This is a genomic window from Arthrobacter sp. TJ-263, from assembly GCF_058269155.1.
This window is the reverse complement of sequence record NZ_JBZCNE010000001.1, coordinates 240,004-255,511: the sequence shown is the minus strand read 5'-3', so window position 1 is coordinate 255,511 and position 15,508 is coordinate 240,004. Positions and strand designations below refer to the sequence as shown.

Sequence of the window (15,508 nt, the reverse complement as noted above, 5' to 3'; positions counted from 1 at the left end):
GCATGTGAACCGATCACACCGTGTCGCGATCCTTCTCGCGCTGCTGGACAGTTCCGCGGTGCTGACGAGGTAGGGAGCTGCTCGTGACGAGAAGCATCGCATTGTCCGGTCGCCACGCACGGGCGTTCGGCGCCGGTGTGGCCACCAGCCTCACCGCAGCGATCCTGCTCTCCGGATGCGTCGGGGCATCGCCCGCCGCCTCTCCCGATCCTTCCTCCACGTCCTCCTCCACCGGGTCCTCTGCAGCGTCCTCCACAGCGTCCTCCGCAGCGTCCTCCACGGCTGCGGAACGCCCGGTCGCGCCGGAAGGAGAACTACCGGGGGGACTGCGCTCCGACCTCCAGGAGACCGTCGAACGCACGATGGCCGAGTACGGGGTGCCCGGCGCTGCCGTGGGCGTCTGGATCCCCGGCCAGGGCACGTGGACCTCGGTCTTCGGTAGTGCCGACCTCGAGATGGGCGTAGCCGTCGATCCCGGGATGCAGTGGCCGTTGCGCAGCATCACCAAGTCCTACACCGTGACGCTCGTCCTGCAGCTCGCCGGCGAGGGCGTGATCTCGCTCGACGACACGATCGACGAGTACGTCGAGGGTGTGACCGACGGTGACCGGATCACCCTGCGCGAGCTCGCCGGTATGAGCAGCGGCAACGCCGACTACACCAACGAGGACTTCGTCGCCGCGTTCTCCGAGGATCCGGAGCGCATCTTCACCCTCGAGGACCTCAACGGATTCATGCTGGGCAAGCCCGCCCGGTTCGCACCGGGTACCGAGAAGGTCTACACCAACGCGAACACCAACCTGCTAGGCGCCGTCGTCGAGCAGGCGACAGGACAGCCGTTCGATGCCGTGCTGGATGACCTCATCCTCGAGCCGCTCGACCAGGCCGGCACGGAGTACATCGTCGACGCATCGACGTGGGACACCGCCCACCCGGTGGGCTATGCGCCCACCGCCGACGGGCCCGAGCCGCAGGCACCCAACCTGTCCGTCTTCGGTCCGGCAGGATCGATGGTCTCCACCCTCGACGACGGGCGCGCCTGGGCGGAGACGCTCGCGACCGGCGCGTTGCTCGAGGCATCGACCCAGGCGGAACGCCTCGTAGGAGCGCCCCTGGACGCCGGCCCTCCCTACGACCTCTATGCGCTCGGCATCGGGAAGACCGGGGGCTGGTGGGGTCACAACGGTGAGGGCTTCGGCTTCACCGCTGCCCTCTTCCATCAGCCGGACACCGGCGCATCCGTCGTGGTCTTCATGAACCTGTCCAACGAGGAATCCGGCGCCCATCCCGCCGACCAGCTCTTCCGTCGCCTCGCGGCGGTCATCGAGATTGGAGCAACGCCATGATCCGACGCCTTCGGAGAACAACAGCAGCGGCGGCTGCGCTGATGCTTGTCGCTGCAGGGGCGACGGCGTGCACCGCCGGACCCGCCCCCGCCGGCGACACGAGACCCGTGTCGCAGGTACCGGATGCCGCGCTGGAGGTCATGAACCAGCAGGAGTACGCGAACGGTCGCTGGCAGATCACGGCCACGGACATCGAGACGGGTGAGGTGCTGATCGACCTCGACGGGGCCAAGATGGCCGAGCCGGGCTCGTTCGTGAAGACCTACAGTGTGGGTGCGGCATGGCTGACCTGGGGGCCGGATCACACGCTCACCACCCCGGTGAAACGGGTCGGCGAGGTCGTCGACGGGGCACTCCAGGGCGACCTCGTCCTCGTCGGCAAGGGAGACCTCACGATGGGCGGGCGGACGAAGCCCGACGGCACCGTCGACTTCACGAATCTCGATCACAACGATGCCAATCCGCTTCCCGGGGCCACGCTCACGCCGGAGGACCCGCTGACGGGATTGAACGAGCTCGCTACGCAGGTCAAGGCCTCCGGAATCGACTCGGTCAGCGGGGAGGTCGTCGTCGACGATCGACTCTTCGCGGGTGAGCTGGCTGGAGAACCGATCACCCCGATCATCATCAACCAGAACATCCTCGATCTCCAGATCACGCCGGGAGAGGTCGGAAAATCGGCGACGGTGGAGCTGACTCCTGCCGTCGAACCGTGGCGCGTGGTGAGCGACATCCGGACAGTTGCTGCCGGCGAACAGGCGGAGGTGACGAATCCGGAATCGGCAGGGGGCGGTGAGATCGTGATCAGCGGCACGATCGCCGCCGACAGCGACCCACAGTTGAAGGTGCTCGTGCTGGAGGACCCCGCGACCTTCGCCCGCACGGCGTTCATCGAGGCACTCGGGCGGTCCGGTGTGTCGGTGGACGGCGACCCGACCGCCGTGAACTCGGCCGCGACTCTCGCACCGCAGGCCGACATCGACGCGCTTCCGTCCGTTGCGGAGCTCGAGTCGCTGCCGCTCGCGGAGGAAGCGACGTATGTCATGAAGATCAGCTACAACCGCGGTGCCCAGACCTTCGTCTGCCTCCTGGCCGTGGAGACCGGCAAGGACGACTGCAGCACCGGCATGAGCGAGGCCGGCCGGATCTGGAAGGACGCCGGCCTCGACATCACCGGTGCCTCCCTGATCGACGGCTCGGGGCTCGACGGCAACTACATCACGGCCGAGAATGCCGTCCAGATCCAGACGATCATGGCGGACCGTCCGGATGCCGAGCGCTGGCGGGATACCCTCCCGATCCTGGGCGTGGACGGCTCGCTCTCGACCGTGCAGGCCGACAGTCCCGCCGCGGGAAAGGTTTTTGCCAAGACGGGCACCCTGGCCGGTGGCGACTCCTTCAACGGACGCCTCCGGCTCGGTACCAAGACGCTCGGGGGCGTGATGGAGACCGAGAGTGGCCGGACCGTCGCCTTCACGATCATCATGAACCAGGGGTTCGCGGACGACATCGACGGGGTGTTCAAGGCGAACGACGACGTCGGGGCGGTGGCGGCGGCCGTCCAGCAGGGGTTCTGATCGGGCGCGCGCCGAGCTCAGTGCCCGGGTTGGTCAGCGCCTTGTCGGTGTTGCAGGCATGGTCCCAGGGCGACCTCGGCATCGACGCGAGGATGGCCGTAGCGGCCGATGAGGAGGACGCACCCGAGCATCGTGAAGGAGAGCATTGTCTGTCCGTTAGGAACGGGCGCTGTCGCGCCGATGACGAGCGCTGCGAGGAGCATCAGGACCTGGGCGATTTTCAAAGTCGTTATCAGGCCGTTTGTCGGGTGCGGCGGAGGAAGAAGCCGAGAACCCATTGGGGTGCCTTCGACGTTGAGGCCCGCGCCTGCCGTCCATACGGGAGAAACGGTTCCGCGGAGCGGGCGACTCCGACAGATGAGCATCTCGGAAGCCTCGGGCAGGTCATCATCCGCTGCCGCAGTGTGGCGGAAGAGCCAGACATGGAGAGCCCGCGGGGCCGAACCAAGGCTGCGGGCGGACTCCCGGTGGAAGGTTCGCCGACATCGGTCGTCCGCCGTCAACGCTTCGGCGCAGAGCCCGACCCGTTCGTCCGCGCCAGGAGCTGCCTGCGCCCACCCGATGGCCTCTGACGGAAGATTGAGGGCACTGGCGATTTCGGCCACCCGGGTCTGCAGCTCACCACGCTGCGCGGCGATCTGTCGCCGTGCCTCGATCGCCCACTGCGAAACCGTCTCGTCGCCGAGCAGCGGGGCCGCCGACAGGTCCAGTGCGCGGCGCAGGAGCGGATAGGCGACCGCCGGGGGTGCAGAACCGGCTTCGCGGACCAGGTGGTGGAACAGGTCGAGATCGGAATCGATGAGCGCAGGATCAAGGACATAGCTACCGTTCATGGTCCGCAGCGGCCCGGTTCTGGTCCGGTCGGGCTGGACGAGCCGTCGCAGCTGAAAGACGTAGCGTTCGAGCGTTTGCAGAGCACCGTCCGGCGCCTGGTCGCCCCAGAGGAAGTCGATCAGCCGGTCGTTCGACATCTCGACGCCGATGTTCAGCAGCAGTATCTCCAGGATGTGCCGTGGCGTGCACCCACCCATATCGGTCGACGTGAGGACAATATCGTCGCGCCGCAACTCGAAATTGCCGAATAGTCGAACAGATACGATCGGTGTGACCCCAGCGGTCGGTTCCATGCCATACTCCGGTATCGACTATCGCGTCGCACGCAAACGCTCAAGAATGGAGAATTCACCGTCCAAAGACGCTCCCCTTGCTGCCACGCCCACTGTGGCATCCGCTAATTGCCCCGAACAATGAAGCCACTACTCGACTTTTACCGGACCATCGATTTGCGGGTCCCGCGGCTTTCATTGGAGTAATAGCGAGTGGTCGGTAGGTAGCAATCCGGTGCCCAGGCGAGTAGCCGCTCGATGCCCGAAGCGATAACACTCGCGGGAGCCCCAGCCGAACTCGCCGGGCCTACGGGCCTGGTGGACCTGATGTGATCGCCCTGCTCAACACCGAGGCCGCGTTCGCCCCCCCTCCCCCGCCCGGGCACGGGACACGGAGGCGAAACTCGAAGAGGCCGGTGGGATGCACGCCGTTCCCGGAATTTCCCGGGATCGTAGCATCGCGTCATGTCCCTCCCGCCAACCCGACGGGGCTCAGGCGTTGGAGAGCTCGCAGTGATCGAGCCCTTGGTGCGCCGCAGGGTTTTCGAGTGCTGCCCGAGTGGTGCGCGTCCGGGACAGTAGTCGGTCGAGTCTGTCCAGGTCCAGTACGGCGGCCGAGAGCATCCGTCGAGCATCGTCCTGATTGTAGGACTCCGTTTCAAGGTTCCGGAGCGCGTATTGAACCGTTTGGGCCAGCGTGATCCGTTCGTACTCCAATGACACCACGTCTCGCCGGGACGCCGGGAGGTCGGCAGGAATGTCCTCGCCCACATCGTCCTCGATATGGGCCAAGGAAAGTTCGACCTCACGGAAATGGAACTGTCCTGATGTTTTCATGATCCCTTTTTTCGCTATCAGTAATTCGCCTGGACCCGGTATCCGCTGCTGACTCTGCTCGTGATCACCACAACTCTTGAGATGCTCAGGGGCGGCAGCAGGGAAGGTCCGAGCCTCGATGGTTGACGGATCATCCACAGGTGGGCCGATGGTGCCCGAAGGACAGATTTCAGGCGGCGCCGGGCTTCTCCACCACCGCATCATGAGGAGTCGATGGGCAAAGGTCCGTGATCAAACCCGTTCCGGCGCACTCACGGATGGCACGGATCCCCTCGACGGCGGACGCCTTGTCGGAGAACTGCCCGGATACGGCTACGACTTCCCCGTCGGGAGCCTTCAACCTGAACACGAAGGAAGTGCCTTCGTCCTGAAAGAGCTCGAACGTTCCGGCCATGGCTGCCTCCTGTGGTCGCCCGGGCAGAAGGACCGCTCGGGCTCGTCATTTGATTCGGAGTGTCCCGGTGCATACCAGTCGGTACGGCAACGGGACAAGCCCCCAAATGTGACCCCAGCCACACGTTCTATATGGTAAAGGTCTCCTCCGGTACTCGCGAGTAACCACTGCTGAGGGTCTAGACGCCACACCACTCAGGATGCGTACCTGCTACCGCCGTGTGCTGGCACCCTGTTTCTTCCTCACCTGAAGCGGGGAGGGCGACACCCTCGTCGTATGGCGCGTCGGCCGACTGGGCCGATCGCTCATCGCGTCCTGAACACGGTGAACCTACTGCGCGGCGGAGGGAACGTCGTTCGCTCCCTGCCAGACCTGTAGGTCATCTCCGACACATCGGCCATCACCGCCGGCGCCCGCGCGAAAGGTCGCACAGCCGTGGAGGCCGTTCGACATGCACAGGCAAGGGTGACGCACCATCACTGAAGAGCGACGCCCCCGACGGGGCGCTGGTGAACTTGCCTGAGAAGGATCGGCACCGAGGCCGGCGGAGCATCCGTCCCCAACCCGGTCAACGGTTCCCTGCATGCGAAAGCAGACAGCCGCATTGGAAGAATTCCAATGCGGCTGTCTGCTTCTTCGAGCCGCGTCCGCGCTGCTCCACGCCGGTCCCCGCTCACACCTGGGCAATGCCCGGCGACGAATCCATTCCTGCTCTAGCTTCCAGACCTTGCTCCGTCAGGTCGGAATCTCACAGAGACTGTGACTCGAACATATATCTGGGATTCAGTCGCATGTAGACACCTGCGCAGTTCCGCGCATCTTCTCTGCGAGGAAGGCCGAACGTTGCAAGAACACTTGCTACTTTTCGGGCTCAGCCGCGCGGCCGCGGCCCTTCCTCATTAATGTGCAGCCGATGCCCTATGCGTCCTTACGCCGAGGCGTTCGGTGCTGTTGACTCAGCAGGTTTCTTCATGCTGTTCCATCGTCATCGACTTCGTCGCACGTCCGCCATGCAACCCGGTCCATCGGTTCGCATAACGCGCGCCCGCCGCTACGTAGGCGAATGATGAACATTTGCTGCTAGGTGTCTTGCCCCGAGTGCGTACTCATTTGAGGACTTCCTGGTGATGGATCAGCCATTTGCCTTCGCGCTGATCGTCACGACTTCAACCACAACCCGCCTGCTCCTGCTGGGGGGACGCCGTGGCCCTCCTGCTTCGGTCTAGGCGTCACCGGCGCAGTCAAACCGTCTTTAGATCGGTGGCAGCTTCATCCCAGCCAGCCTCCGCACGGCAGGAGACGTCTCACGCCCCAGCTCCTTATCAAGAGCAACCTTCATCTCAGCGGCGAAGATCTCGCGGTGCAGCGTCCTGAACAGCTGTTCCTCGCGCGTCAGTCCATAGGTCCTCTTCTCGGTCGCTTTACTGGATGGGCGGCACGACCCCACGAGGGGCGGCAACTTGATCGCGGCCAGACGCTTCACAATCGAGGAGGTCTCAGGCCCCAACTCATTGTCGAGACGAACCTTCATCTCAGCAGCCAAAATCTCGCGGCGCAGGGCCCTGACCAACTCGTCTTTGGTCGCCATGTGTCAACCTCTGCCTTCAGTCAATTCACGGCCGCGACGCTAAGGTCTGATCAACGGCGGCAATTTCATACCAGCCAAACTTCGCACCGCCGGAAGTCTCTAAACCGTCTCGGTATCGATTCGGTGTCTCATGGCGATCTGTGGCAGGTCCATGCCGGCCAGGCTCTCCACCACCGGGGAGGTTTCCCGGCCCAGTTGCTCGTCCAGGGTCACCTTGAGGCGTGCGGCGAGGATTTCACGTCGTAGCTGCCTGAACAGCTGTTCCTTGCGCGTCGGGCCGTTCTCCCTGAGTCCAGTCATCCATAACCTCCCATATCCTGACTGATTCCATGATCGTCCGATGCCGACGGGTGGTCCATGGACCCGGAAGCGCGAATATCGCAAGCACCGCATAACGAGGAGCCCGGTGAAAGCTTAGTCCCCGCCCCGTATCTCCAAATAGTTCAGGACATCAGCGATCTCTTCCGTTTGCCCCATCCGTTTCTAGCTCGGGTGCCCTTCCGCCTGCCACCCGCCACCCGCTCCACTGGCTCGCACAATGTGCAACCGCCGGACCTTAAGCGATTTATAAAAAATTGGTGCTGGGTATGTCCGCATAAGCAGGTCCACCAACGAAGCTGATTTCCCGGGAGAACTCGAGAGGCAGCCATACCATTACGCCTAACGTCCCAATCCCGGGCGATTGCAGCGTAGCGGGTAGCCAAGTCGTTGACGCCGGAGACTAGCTTGCGTCCTGAACAAGTTGTGCATCCTGCCTTGTCGGGGCCGGTTCGTCTTCGGATTAGCGTCTGGTAGTCGTGGCCACGGGGGCACAACCACCACACGAGGCATTTGGAACCCGGTCCCACTTCCTCTGGGGTCAGGTCTCCGTTGCGGTAGGGATGCCATTCAGCGCTTATGTTCGGATAACAAGTGGCGAGGTCGTTCTCTCCAGCTTGGATTCGGCGACCAGTACAAAAGGCGCAGGATCCACCCTGACGTACCATGCTGTTGACGGAACGTTCGAAAGTGTGACGCCCGTTAGAACATCGCCAGGTCTGTTTGCTGCCCGAGCCTGGCCGGAAAGTAGTCGGGTCGACGCCAAGGAGCATGGCTGCGATGTCCGGGTGAGTAGAGGCAAGGTCGTTGACTCCCGGCATCACCTTTCGGCCAGCACAAATTGGGCAACCGCTACCATGTTCGGTGCGGTTCACCACGATGGCGGGAAATTCGTGGCCATTCGGGCAAACCCACAGCACCCGCTGATTGGACCCAGCACCGGTTGTTTCCGGTGTCAGGGCTTGTCCATTGAGAGGCCGCACCCATTGGGCTGCGATCGCCGGGTGAGTTTCTACGATGGAGTTCAACCTCGGAGTAACACGGCCGCCAGTGCACACCGGACAGATCGGTTCGTTGCCCGTGCCATACCAGATTTTTCCTGTGTGTCCAAAGCGGCATAGGATCCCCGCTGGGGTACGTGGAAACAGGATTTCCCGATCAAAGGCGGATTCATCCACGGCGTCTAGGTAGCGGCTGAATGGTTCGAGCGGCCGCATAGCCGCTTCTGGAGTAAACCGTGCCAAAATTTGTGGGTTAGCCTGCCCGCAACCGGGTTCCTTCAGGAAAGTTCCGCGCAGGTGGGCAACAGTGGGGCGTGCGGCCAACCAAGCTACATCAATGAGCCGCTTGTCCGCTCCGCTTATGCGCTCGGCCAGGAGTTCCGAAAGGCTCCTGTATGCCCACTGCGCAGGGATACCCGGGTCCATCCACTGCCTTTGGAGTTCACCATCGTGCAGCACTTCCCCCATAGCGGCGGCAGCCAGCAGATCGGCCGGTTCCGGTCCGCCACCCGGCGCTCCTCGGCGCCAAATACCAATCAGGCCATAAACATAGTAAATATCCTCGTACGACAGAATCCTCCCTTCTAAGAGTCGTTCGACATTTTCCCATGCGGCCGAAATCTCAGTGCTAACAGGTTGCCCGTGGGCCGGGTGCGGCGGGAAAAGTCGGTCCGGTCGCCTCGGCCCGCTGCGCCGAACGGGACCGGTCCAGAGCTGATGAGTGAAGCAAACAGCCGGGCCAGGACCAGACAGTTCCGCCCTTTGGCCGCCAGCACATTCAGGGCAGGCGTGCTGTATCCACTCCTCCCGCCGATGTGGGATGTCAGCAGGAACATGTTCTGAGCCAAGCAGGGACGCCAGCAATTCCACCAGTTGATCTCTGACTTGCGCCCTGGTGGCAGCGCGGCCATGGATGATGCGGGCCCGCCCAACGGCCATTGACCACAGCAGTCCTGGCGGCGCGGCCATTCGCTCTTCAGTGCGCAGGGCGAGGCTCGAGATCCTTTCTGCCTGCACGGGGACCGGGTACAAGGATGGCACCAGCCGGGTCCGCTCAGTCATCGACATTGCTTCTCAACGTCCTCCGTCGGCTGCGTGCGCCCGGCAGGGGGGCCCACTCTGTGAAATCAAGTTCCTGTTCGGCCGCGGCGTCAAGGACAGCTTGCTGGATGAGGTTTTCGTCGAGGCTTTCGTGCCTGGGGTCGCCGTCTTCGATGACCTTGATGGCGGTTTGAGAGAGCAGGTTGCGCAACGAGCCGATGTTGCCGCCGGTCCGTTCGTACAGCAGATTGGACATGGCCACTAGGTTGTCTGGGCTTGTTCCGAATAACGGCATTGCGCGGCCCAGGGAGCGAATGAAGGTGTCCCAGTATTGTCGGCCTTCGGCGCTTGTCTTCTCAAAGGTCGTGACCTCCACAAGTGAGGCGCGACGGGTAAGCTGGGCTCCTGCCGTGCCGGCCAGCATGTTGGTTCCCAGCAGATCAACACCGGAATACACGAAGGTAGCCGCCACTTGGTTCGAAAATTGCTTCAGGGTCGCCAGCGATTCTGATTTGTGTGGCCCGATGCCGGCTATGTTCTGTAGCTCGTCCAATACGATGAGCTGGGTGTGGCTCTGATGGATCGCCTCGCACACCATCCGGGCCAGTTGTGGTTGGGAAATGCGCCCCGCGTAGGGCAACCCATAAAAGTCAGCCAGGGCCATGACCAGGCTCTTCTGGGTCGCCACAGCGGGGACGGAGACGAATGCGACCGGCACTACACCGCGGGGAATACTGCCGAAGCGGGCCTTGTAAGCGTCGTACACGTGTCCCAACAGCACCATGCACGCTGTCGTTTTTCCGTGGGAACCCGGGGCACTGATGATCACGCCCAGATGATCGTCACGCCCAGACGACGAGTTCTGGTCCATGGCAACCTTCACCGCTTTGATTGCATTATCGATGGTCGGGATACGAAGGACGATTCCCCCGGAGATGAAATCGATACGGGCATGGTCGTAGGCTTGGCGGTCCTCCGCCCCGAGCGCGAGGTAGTCGTTCAAGTCGATCCGCTCAAAGGCGTTGTGCTGGCTCTCCATTCGCTGGCACAGTCCGTCCCAACGGGTGGGCATTTTGCGGTCCGGGTCGGTGAATCTCACCGGTCCTCCTCCGTTGCCGAGCCGATAGTCGGGAAGTATTTATCAGCGACCGTGTTCGGCAGCTGCCGTGGCGCACGTTGGGGTGGACTGCTCAAGGCCGTGGCTCGATTGCGCGGTTTCCGGCCTTGGGCGTCCGCTAGTTGCCGCTCGTCAGCATCGGCCCTGTCCTTCTTTTCCTCACGCTGCGCCGCGGCTAGGACGCCCTTTATGAGGGCGGCAGAGGTGGCGTGCCGGTCATCCGAAGTGCTCACAGCACCGGCGTCCGTCGCTACAGCCATCTCCCTGATCGCCCGCGAGTACGGGTGAGCGAAGGCGTCCTGATTCCGCCAGGGACAGGGAATATGCTCGCCTGTTTCCGGAATAAACACCCACAACTGGTTCGGGTGATGGCGCCGGTAGTGAACGCGGTATTGCGGTGCCTTCCGCGTGCTATCGCGTTTGCGGAACGGGTTGAGAGCCGGGGAATCGTAGCGCCGGCGATTGAACGTGATGCCGTCTCGTTGGATGGTCAGCAGCACGGACGGTAGCAACGATATGTAGTCCGTCTCATCTAAGGGAACCGGAACCGTCCCGATGAATCGGAACATAGACTCGTACATCGAATTTGGGCTGTGTAGGACCTGCGGGAACTCCGGGTCGCGCAGCGCCTCGGTCGGCAGGTTCTGCCACACCACATCCACCCACCGGTCGAAGAGCAGCGCCAGAGTCTCGACACCGATGAGGTCCTCGGAATCGATGTCGCGGCCGCGGTTCTCGACGGATCCCCCGGTGTTCCCGGGCAGATGGTGAACGAACATCGTCTTGATGGTTTTGAAGTCACGTTCCACGATGGCCTTGTCGGTCGGCGTGAAAACGGCCGCGCGCACGACGGAAATCCCCAATCGGTGGCAAGCGTTCCGCACCGTTTCCGATAGGTAGTCGGTACCGTTGTCGGTGATGATCCGCACCGGCCTGATCATCGGTCGCACTTGGGCGGCCGCCAAAGCGGTGTCGATTTTCAAACCGCGCGCAAATTCCAACTGATCGAGTTCCAGTTCGTTGAATGCAAGGGCCGAACCGGCACGTGAGGAACGGGGCGTGGACATCTCCGCCAGCATGTACGCGAGTACCTCGCCGTCAATGTTGTATCCGACAGTGTTGGCAACGATGCTGCGCGTCGCCTTATCGACAGCGATGGCAAGTTTCACCGTCGTTGGCATCCCGTCCGAGCCGCGGACCCGCACGTCAAAGGGAGATGTGTCCATCTGGACCTCCTGGCCAGGGAACCACGCCGGACGCGGATCAAACATTCGTTGCGGCGCGTTCGCGGCAGTCCGGCGGTTCTTAGCACTGCCGGTCGTAAATCTCCCTGCTGACAGTCCCTTAACCAGGTCCCGAAGGGTTCTGTCCCCGGGCATCGCGACCTCTTGGCCCGGATGGTTCCGTTTCACGTGCTCCCTGATTTTGATCAGTAGCGCCGAACCCGTCACTGATGACGGGCCGGCCGCCGCGGCGATGACGGAGACAGCCGCCTCGAAGACCCTCGGGTCAACGTGGGGCAGTGCCGCCGACCGGCGCAGCCAGCGTTTGTCCACGAGGGCGACAACACCGTCCTTCTTGTAGGAAAACATCCAGTTCCTCAGGGTGGCCTTCGGAACACCGATGCCGGCGGCTGCCAACTCCTCCACCTTGTGCTCCAGCCGCTGCGTCTGGGTAGTAATGGATGGGTCGAAGCCCGGCCGGTAGCCGGTGGCGTCATCGCTTTTTCCGTTGATGACCTCCTGCACGTGCCTGAGCCTTGTTTGGACCTCTTTGCGCTGTTCCTGGGAGAGGTCCGTGAGGTGTTGGTGGGTCGCCAAACCTTCGCCAAGTCGTGGGACCGGTTCGGCCATCCGGCGGTGGACTTCGGAGACGTGCAGGTTCAGCAGGCTGCCGTCCGCGCTGCTTCTGAGCAGCAAGATGCCACCATGCACACCGACGAAGATGTAGGCCCCGTCGTCCAAGGAAATGGTGCTGCCGACCTTGAACTCCCAGTCCATCACTGGTCCCACCAGACGCGAGTTGCCATGGTGAACGGGCGTGACTCGTCATACGACAAATCACGTATGAACATGAGGTGATAGGTGGCAGGAAGGAACTTCCACGGCTCATAGCAGTCAAGGTTGCGACAGAATTCCCCCAAGGGTTCGGGGCCATCCCTGAGGAGGGAATGCATGCGGTCTCGCGTCTCCTGCGTCGGGGCCGCGGGCCCGATCCGGTATGCGGACAAGAACTCCAAGTTCTGCAGTTCCCATCCGGTGACCCCATGCAGCACCTCGTAGCCCCAGCCGGCCAGTTCGCACATTCGGCCGGTACGGGCAAACACTTGGCGGTCTTCGTCTCGGATCCGGTTCACGGGCCGCACATCAAGGAGACTCCTTGCCCCCTCCCGTGTCACCATATAGAAGTCGGGATAGTGCCGAGTGTTGTCGTCGAAAACCAGACAGCACGGCTGGGCAGACACCGCGGCAAGGCTGTTTGTGTGGTCCAGGTGAAGCAGCGCCGAGTACTCCGTCATGGACTCAAACCAGATCATCTGGTCGGACCCGGCGCAGTAGTACTCCCCCTCGTAATTCCGTCGGTGTTGGTACTGGTATCCCTTGCGGCTTATCTGTGCGTGTTCCAAGCCAAGATCTGTCGGCCCGGTTAGTACGTGGTCCCTATTGATGCCGGACGCGTCCGTCCACAGCACATGTACACCGCCCGGCGCACAGACAGCACCTCGGAACGGATTCGAGTCGCGTATGCGTTGCTTCACCGCGTACCTTCCAGACCAGCCACACGAGTCTGTTGCAGGATGCCTCCGCAGCATGGCGGTGTCTAGGGCCCTGGCGTCGGTACGGAGCGAACCCCACGGTCCGAACCGTGGACCGGTCAACCATCCATGTTTGGGTACAAACGAGGAAAGCTGGCCACCTATGAACAGAGTTGCCCTGCCAGCGAAGTCCGATTCTTACCGGCTTCGGTCTGCTCATTTATGGGCGGACTGTGATACTTGTCGGTTGTCCTCGGCGCCTTTGGAAGATATTAAGCGCCTTGTGCCGAATGTGACGCCTCCACAAACCGCAGGAAGCGCCGGCCTTCTAGAAGTTCGGACAACATAGACTGTCGGCCGGTGACGGGCGAGGATGGAGTCACCACGCAGCGGCAGTTCTCCACCGCAGAGGACTGTGAACTGGGGTCAATCACACCGGCTCTGCCGTTCTGCATCGGCGCCGAACCCTGGATCGTCTGGAGCTCTCGGCCCGCACAGCCTGTGGAGACCGCCGAGTCCCTTGAGCCTGCAGATCCGCAACCAGGTCCAGCAGGGGAAGATTCTGCCCCAAGTCAAGACAACGCACCAGCCGCGGTCTGCATCTGCGCCCTCCGCTGCTGCGCATACCGATGTTGCCTCCGCCCTGGAGTTGATCCGGACGACGCTGGACGATCTCAGCGAAACGAACCGCCGACTTGAGGCCGAGGCCACCGGGTTGCGTCTGACGGTTTCAAACCAGAAGCCGGCCATCCCCGGGCCCTCCCGCGGCGCCGGTGGCGCCGCCCTGGATCAGGTTCAGCGGCAGGTTGCCCTGCTGACCCGGGAGCGGATTGAACTCGTTGGCGACCTGACCCGGGCGCTTGGTGATGCGGACTCTCTGGCTGCTGAGAACACCGCCTTGGCCCATGAGAACGAACGCCTACGCGAGAGTGTCCATACCGAGCAAACCCGTGCTGCCCGCGCCCGTCAGCTCTCCCGGGAGATCACCGCGGCCGCCGATACCGGTCTCCTGTTCACCGATCCCGCCGCACAGTTCCGCCACGAGATCTAACTGGAGTGGGCGACCCGCATCCCGGCAGCCTCAAGGCGGAGATATTTCTGGCGGGTTAGGCTTCATCGAAGGTTTGTTGACCAGCGCCGAGAAAATCCAGGGAGTGGACAGGTCCAAGATTGTCGCGGTCGCCGTGGAGGTCCTCACCGGCATCGCTGACACTTCTTCCGGCCGGGACATGCACCGGATCCGCGGTAAACCCAAAGGGGTACTGGCCTAATCGAACACACCGAATACGGCACCGCCCGGCGGGTAGCCCTGCAGATTGGGGCGGCGGCGGCCCGGCGGATGCACTTCTGGCCCGGCGCCGACGGCAGGGTCATGTTCGCCACCGTCGGAGTCCACGACGACATGGGTATCTGAGCCAGACGGGCCCGTCGACGGATCCTTCAGGCGCTACGCGCGGACCTCAATATCGGGGTGGTGCTTCGTGACCCAGTCGGCCATCCGGCGGTTCCGGCTTTGGATGAACGCGAGCACGTTCTCTCGGTACTCCACGTATTCCTCTTTGGTGGCTGGGGTCGCGGAGCGATCAAAGTTGTCCAGCGGCAGGAAAAACCGGACCTCCTTGTAGTCGGCCGTCGCCAGGTCTTGAAAGTGGAAGAAGTCCACGAAGTTTGGAAAGTCCTCGAACAGGTCGAAGAAGTCTGCGTACGCGTCGGTGACCTTGGCGAGGGGGTTCCCTTGTTCTCCTACATAGTGACGCCGGATGCACTCCAAGGTGAGGTCCATGCGGTCACCGACGTTGCTTCTCCGCGCCCTGTTCATAGTGTGTGGGTGCGCTTTCCGGACGGGCCAGATCATCGCGCTGCCAATGGTGTACGGCTGACGCAGGAAGCGAGACTTCTCGTCCTCGTCCAGCAAGGCAATGGCGCCGGCCAGCGCATGCGGTATCACCCAGTCGGAGTAGGAGTTCGTGATGGCGTCGCTGCCGTACACATGCCGTCCCAGGGAACCTCCATCGAATAGCAGGTAGTTGTTCCTGCGTTTTCCCGGCTCAGTGGGTGCTCTCGGTTCGAACAGGACGCCCGACGGCAGTTCCTTCGTCCACAGCAGCTCATGATCCGACTTGAGCAGCTCGCTGTCCCTGTCAGCGTCGAAGTTGGCCCGGCCGGGATTGTCGGACTTGTAGTCGAATGAGGTGTCGAAGACTCGCATGGGGGAACTGTATGCGCAGGTCAGCGAGCAGGCCGACGGCGCGCGTGATAACCCCGAGAACGCGCTGAAGCTGGGTCCTTGGCGTTATCCTGTCATTCCGGCCATCCACCTCGGCCACCGCCCCGAGGCCCTTAGCACTCCGGGTTTCCTGAGTCGTCATCCTCCGTCTACCCGCCCCCGGATGGGTAGCCCCACAGGACCCGCCCATGGCGCGGTCAC

The 15,508-nt window shown here is 62.8% G+C and carries 13 protein-coding genes; 3 read left to right on the top strand and 10 right to left on the bottom strand.

What is annotated here, in order from left to right; translation table 11 throughout:
• The first annotated feature begins 83 nt into the window (after positions 1-83).
• On the top strand, positions 84-1,346 hold the full coding sequence (locus AC4D2F_RS01190; protein ID WP_490909194.1) for a serine hydrolase domain-containing protein: 1,263 nt from the start codon (positions 84-86) through the stop codon (positions 1,344-1,346).
• Positions 1,343-2,923, top strand: coding sequence for a D-alanyl-D-alanine carboxypeptidase/D-alanyl-D-alanine endopeptidase (gene dacB, locus AC4D2F_RS01185; protein WP_490909193.1), 1,581 nt, complete (start codon positions 1,343-1,345; stop codon positions 2,921-2,923). Before AC4D2F_RS01190 ends, dacB begins: the two co-directional genes overlap by 4 nt.
• Positions 2,924-2,940: 17 nt before the next feature.
• Here dacB and AC4D2F_RS01180 read toward each other — a convergent pair whose 3' ends face one another.
• The 9 genes from AC4D2F_RS01180 to AC4D2F_RS01140 all read right to left on the bottom strand — a co-directional run bounded on the left by AC4D2F_RS01180 (position 2,941) and on the right by AC4D2F_RS01140 (position 12,951).
• On the bottom strand, positions 2,941-4,050 hold the full coding sequence (locus tag AC4D2F_RS01180; RefSeq protein ID WP_490909192.1) for an AfsR/SARP family transcriptional regulator: 1,110 nt from the start codon (positions 4,048-4,050) through the stop codon (positions 2,941-2,943).
• A 471-nt stretch (positions 4,051-4,521) separates the two neighbouring features.
• Positions 4,522-5,004 carry a hypothetical protein gene (locus tag AC4D2F_RS01175; protein ID WP_490909191.1) on the bottom strand — a complete coding sequence of 161 codons (483 nt, stop codon included), beginning with the start codon at positions 5,002-5,004 and terminating at the stop codon, positions 4,522-4,524.
• A gap of 31 nt (positions 5,005-5,035) precedes the next feature.
• Positions 5,036-5,260 carry a YegP family protein gene (locus AC4D2F_RS01170; protein ID WP_490909190.1) on the bottom strand — a complete coding sequence of 75 codons (225 nt, stop codon included), beginning with the start codon at positions 5,258-5,260 and terminating at the stop codon, positions 5,036-5,038.
• Positions 5,261-6,512: 1,252 nt separating this feature from the next.
• On the bottom strand, positions 6,513-6,848 hold the full coding sequence (locus AC4D2F_RS01165; protein WP_490909189.1) for a hypothetical protein: 336 nt from the start codon (positions 6,846-6,848) through the stop codon (positions 6,513-6,515).
• A gap of 99 nt (positions 6,849-6,947) precedes the next feature.
• Positions 6,948-7,148, bottom strand: coding sequence for a hypothetical protein (locus tag AC4D2F_RS01160; RefSeq protein WP_490909188.1), 201 nt, complete (start codon positions 7,146-7,148; stop codon positions 6,948-6,950).
• 143 nt (positions 7,149-7,291) lie between these two features.
• A complete protein-coding gene (locus AC4D2F_RS01155) occupies positions 7,292-8,383 on the bottom strand; it encodes a zinc-ribbon domain-containing protein (protein ID WP_490910498.1) in 1,092 nt (363 codons plus the stop codon).
• Between the two features lie 838 nt (positions 8,384-9,221).
• Positions 9,222-10,307, bottom strand: coding sequence for an ATP-binding protein (locus AC4D2F_RS01150; protein ID WP_490909187.1), 1,086 nt, complete (start codon positions 10,305-10,307; stop codon positions 9,222-9,224).
• Positions 10,304-12,325: a TnsB C-terminal domain-containing protein gene (locus tag AC4D2F_RS01145; RefSeq protein ID WP_490909186.1), complete on the bottom strand. Its 2,022-nt coding sequence runs from the start codon at positions 12,323-12,325 to the stop codon at positions 10,304-10,306. Before AC4D2F_RS01145 ends, AC4D2F_RS01150 begins: the two co-directional genes overlap by 4 nt.
• The gene (locus AC4D2F_RS01140; protein ID WP_490909185.1) at positions 12,325-12,951 is read right to left on the bottom strand and encodes a TnsA-like heteromeric transposase endonuclease subunit; all 627 of its coding nucleotides are present in this window, start codon (positions 12,949-12,951) and stop codon (positions 12,325-12,327) included. Before AC4D2F_RS01140 ends, AC4D2F_RS01145 begins: the two co-directional genes overlap by 1 nt.
• A gap of 649 nt (positions 12,952-13,600) precedes the next feature.
• Between AC4D2F_RS01140 and AC4D2F_RS01135 the strand changes: the two genes are divergently transcribed.
• Entirely contained in the window at positions 13,601-14,131 is a 531-nt protein-coding gene (locus AC4D2F_RS01135; RefSeq protein ID WP_490909184.1) for a hypothetical protein, read from the top strand.
• Positions 14,132-14,527: 396 nt separating this feature from the next.
• On the opposite strand, the gene AC4D2F_RS01130 is transcribed toward AC4D2F_RS01135, so the two are convergent.
• Positions 14,528-15,289, bottom strand: coding sequence for a DUF6994 family protein (locus AC4D2F_RS01130; protein WP_490909183.1), 762 nt, complete (start codon positions 15,287-15,289; stop codon positions 14,528-14,530).
• Positions 15,290-15,508 lie beyond the last annotated feature (219 nt).

Coding starts and splice junctions, on each gene's coding strand:
- dacB (WP_490909193.1), top strand. CDS start 1,343: ATGATCCGACGCCTTCGGAGAACAACAGCAGCGGCGGCTGCGCTGATG.
- AC4D2F_RS01180 (WP_490909192.1), bottom strand. CDS start 4,050: ATGGAACCGACCGCTGGGGTCACACCGATCGTATCTGTTCGACTATTC.
- AC4D2F_RS01170 (WP_490909190.1), bottom strand. CDS start 5,260: ATGGCCGGAACGTTCGAGCTCTTTCAGGACGAAGGCACTTCCTTCGTG.
- AC4D2F_RS01165 (WP_490909189.1), bottom strand. CDS start 6,848: ATGGCGACCAAAGACGAGTTGGTCAGGGCCCTGCGCCGCGAGATTTTG.
- AC4D2F_RS01160 (WP_490909188.1), bottom strand. CDS start 7,148: ATGACTGGACTCAGGGAGAACGGCCCGACGCGCAAGGAACAGCTGTTC.
- AC4D2F_RS01155 (WP_490910498.1), bottom strand. CDS start 8,383: ATGCGGCCGCTCGAACCATTCAGCCGCTACCTAGACGCCGTGGATGAA.
- AC4D2F_RS01145 (WP_490909186.1), bottom strand. CDS start 12,325: ATGGACTGGGAGTTCAAGGTCGGCAGCACCATTTCCTTGGACGACGGG.
- AC4D2F_RS01130 (WP_490909183.1), bottom strand. CDS start 15,289: ATGCGAGTCTTCGACACCTCATTCGACTACAAGTCCGACAATCCCGGC.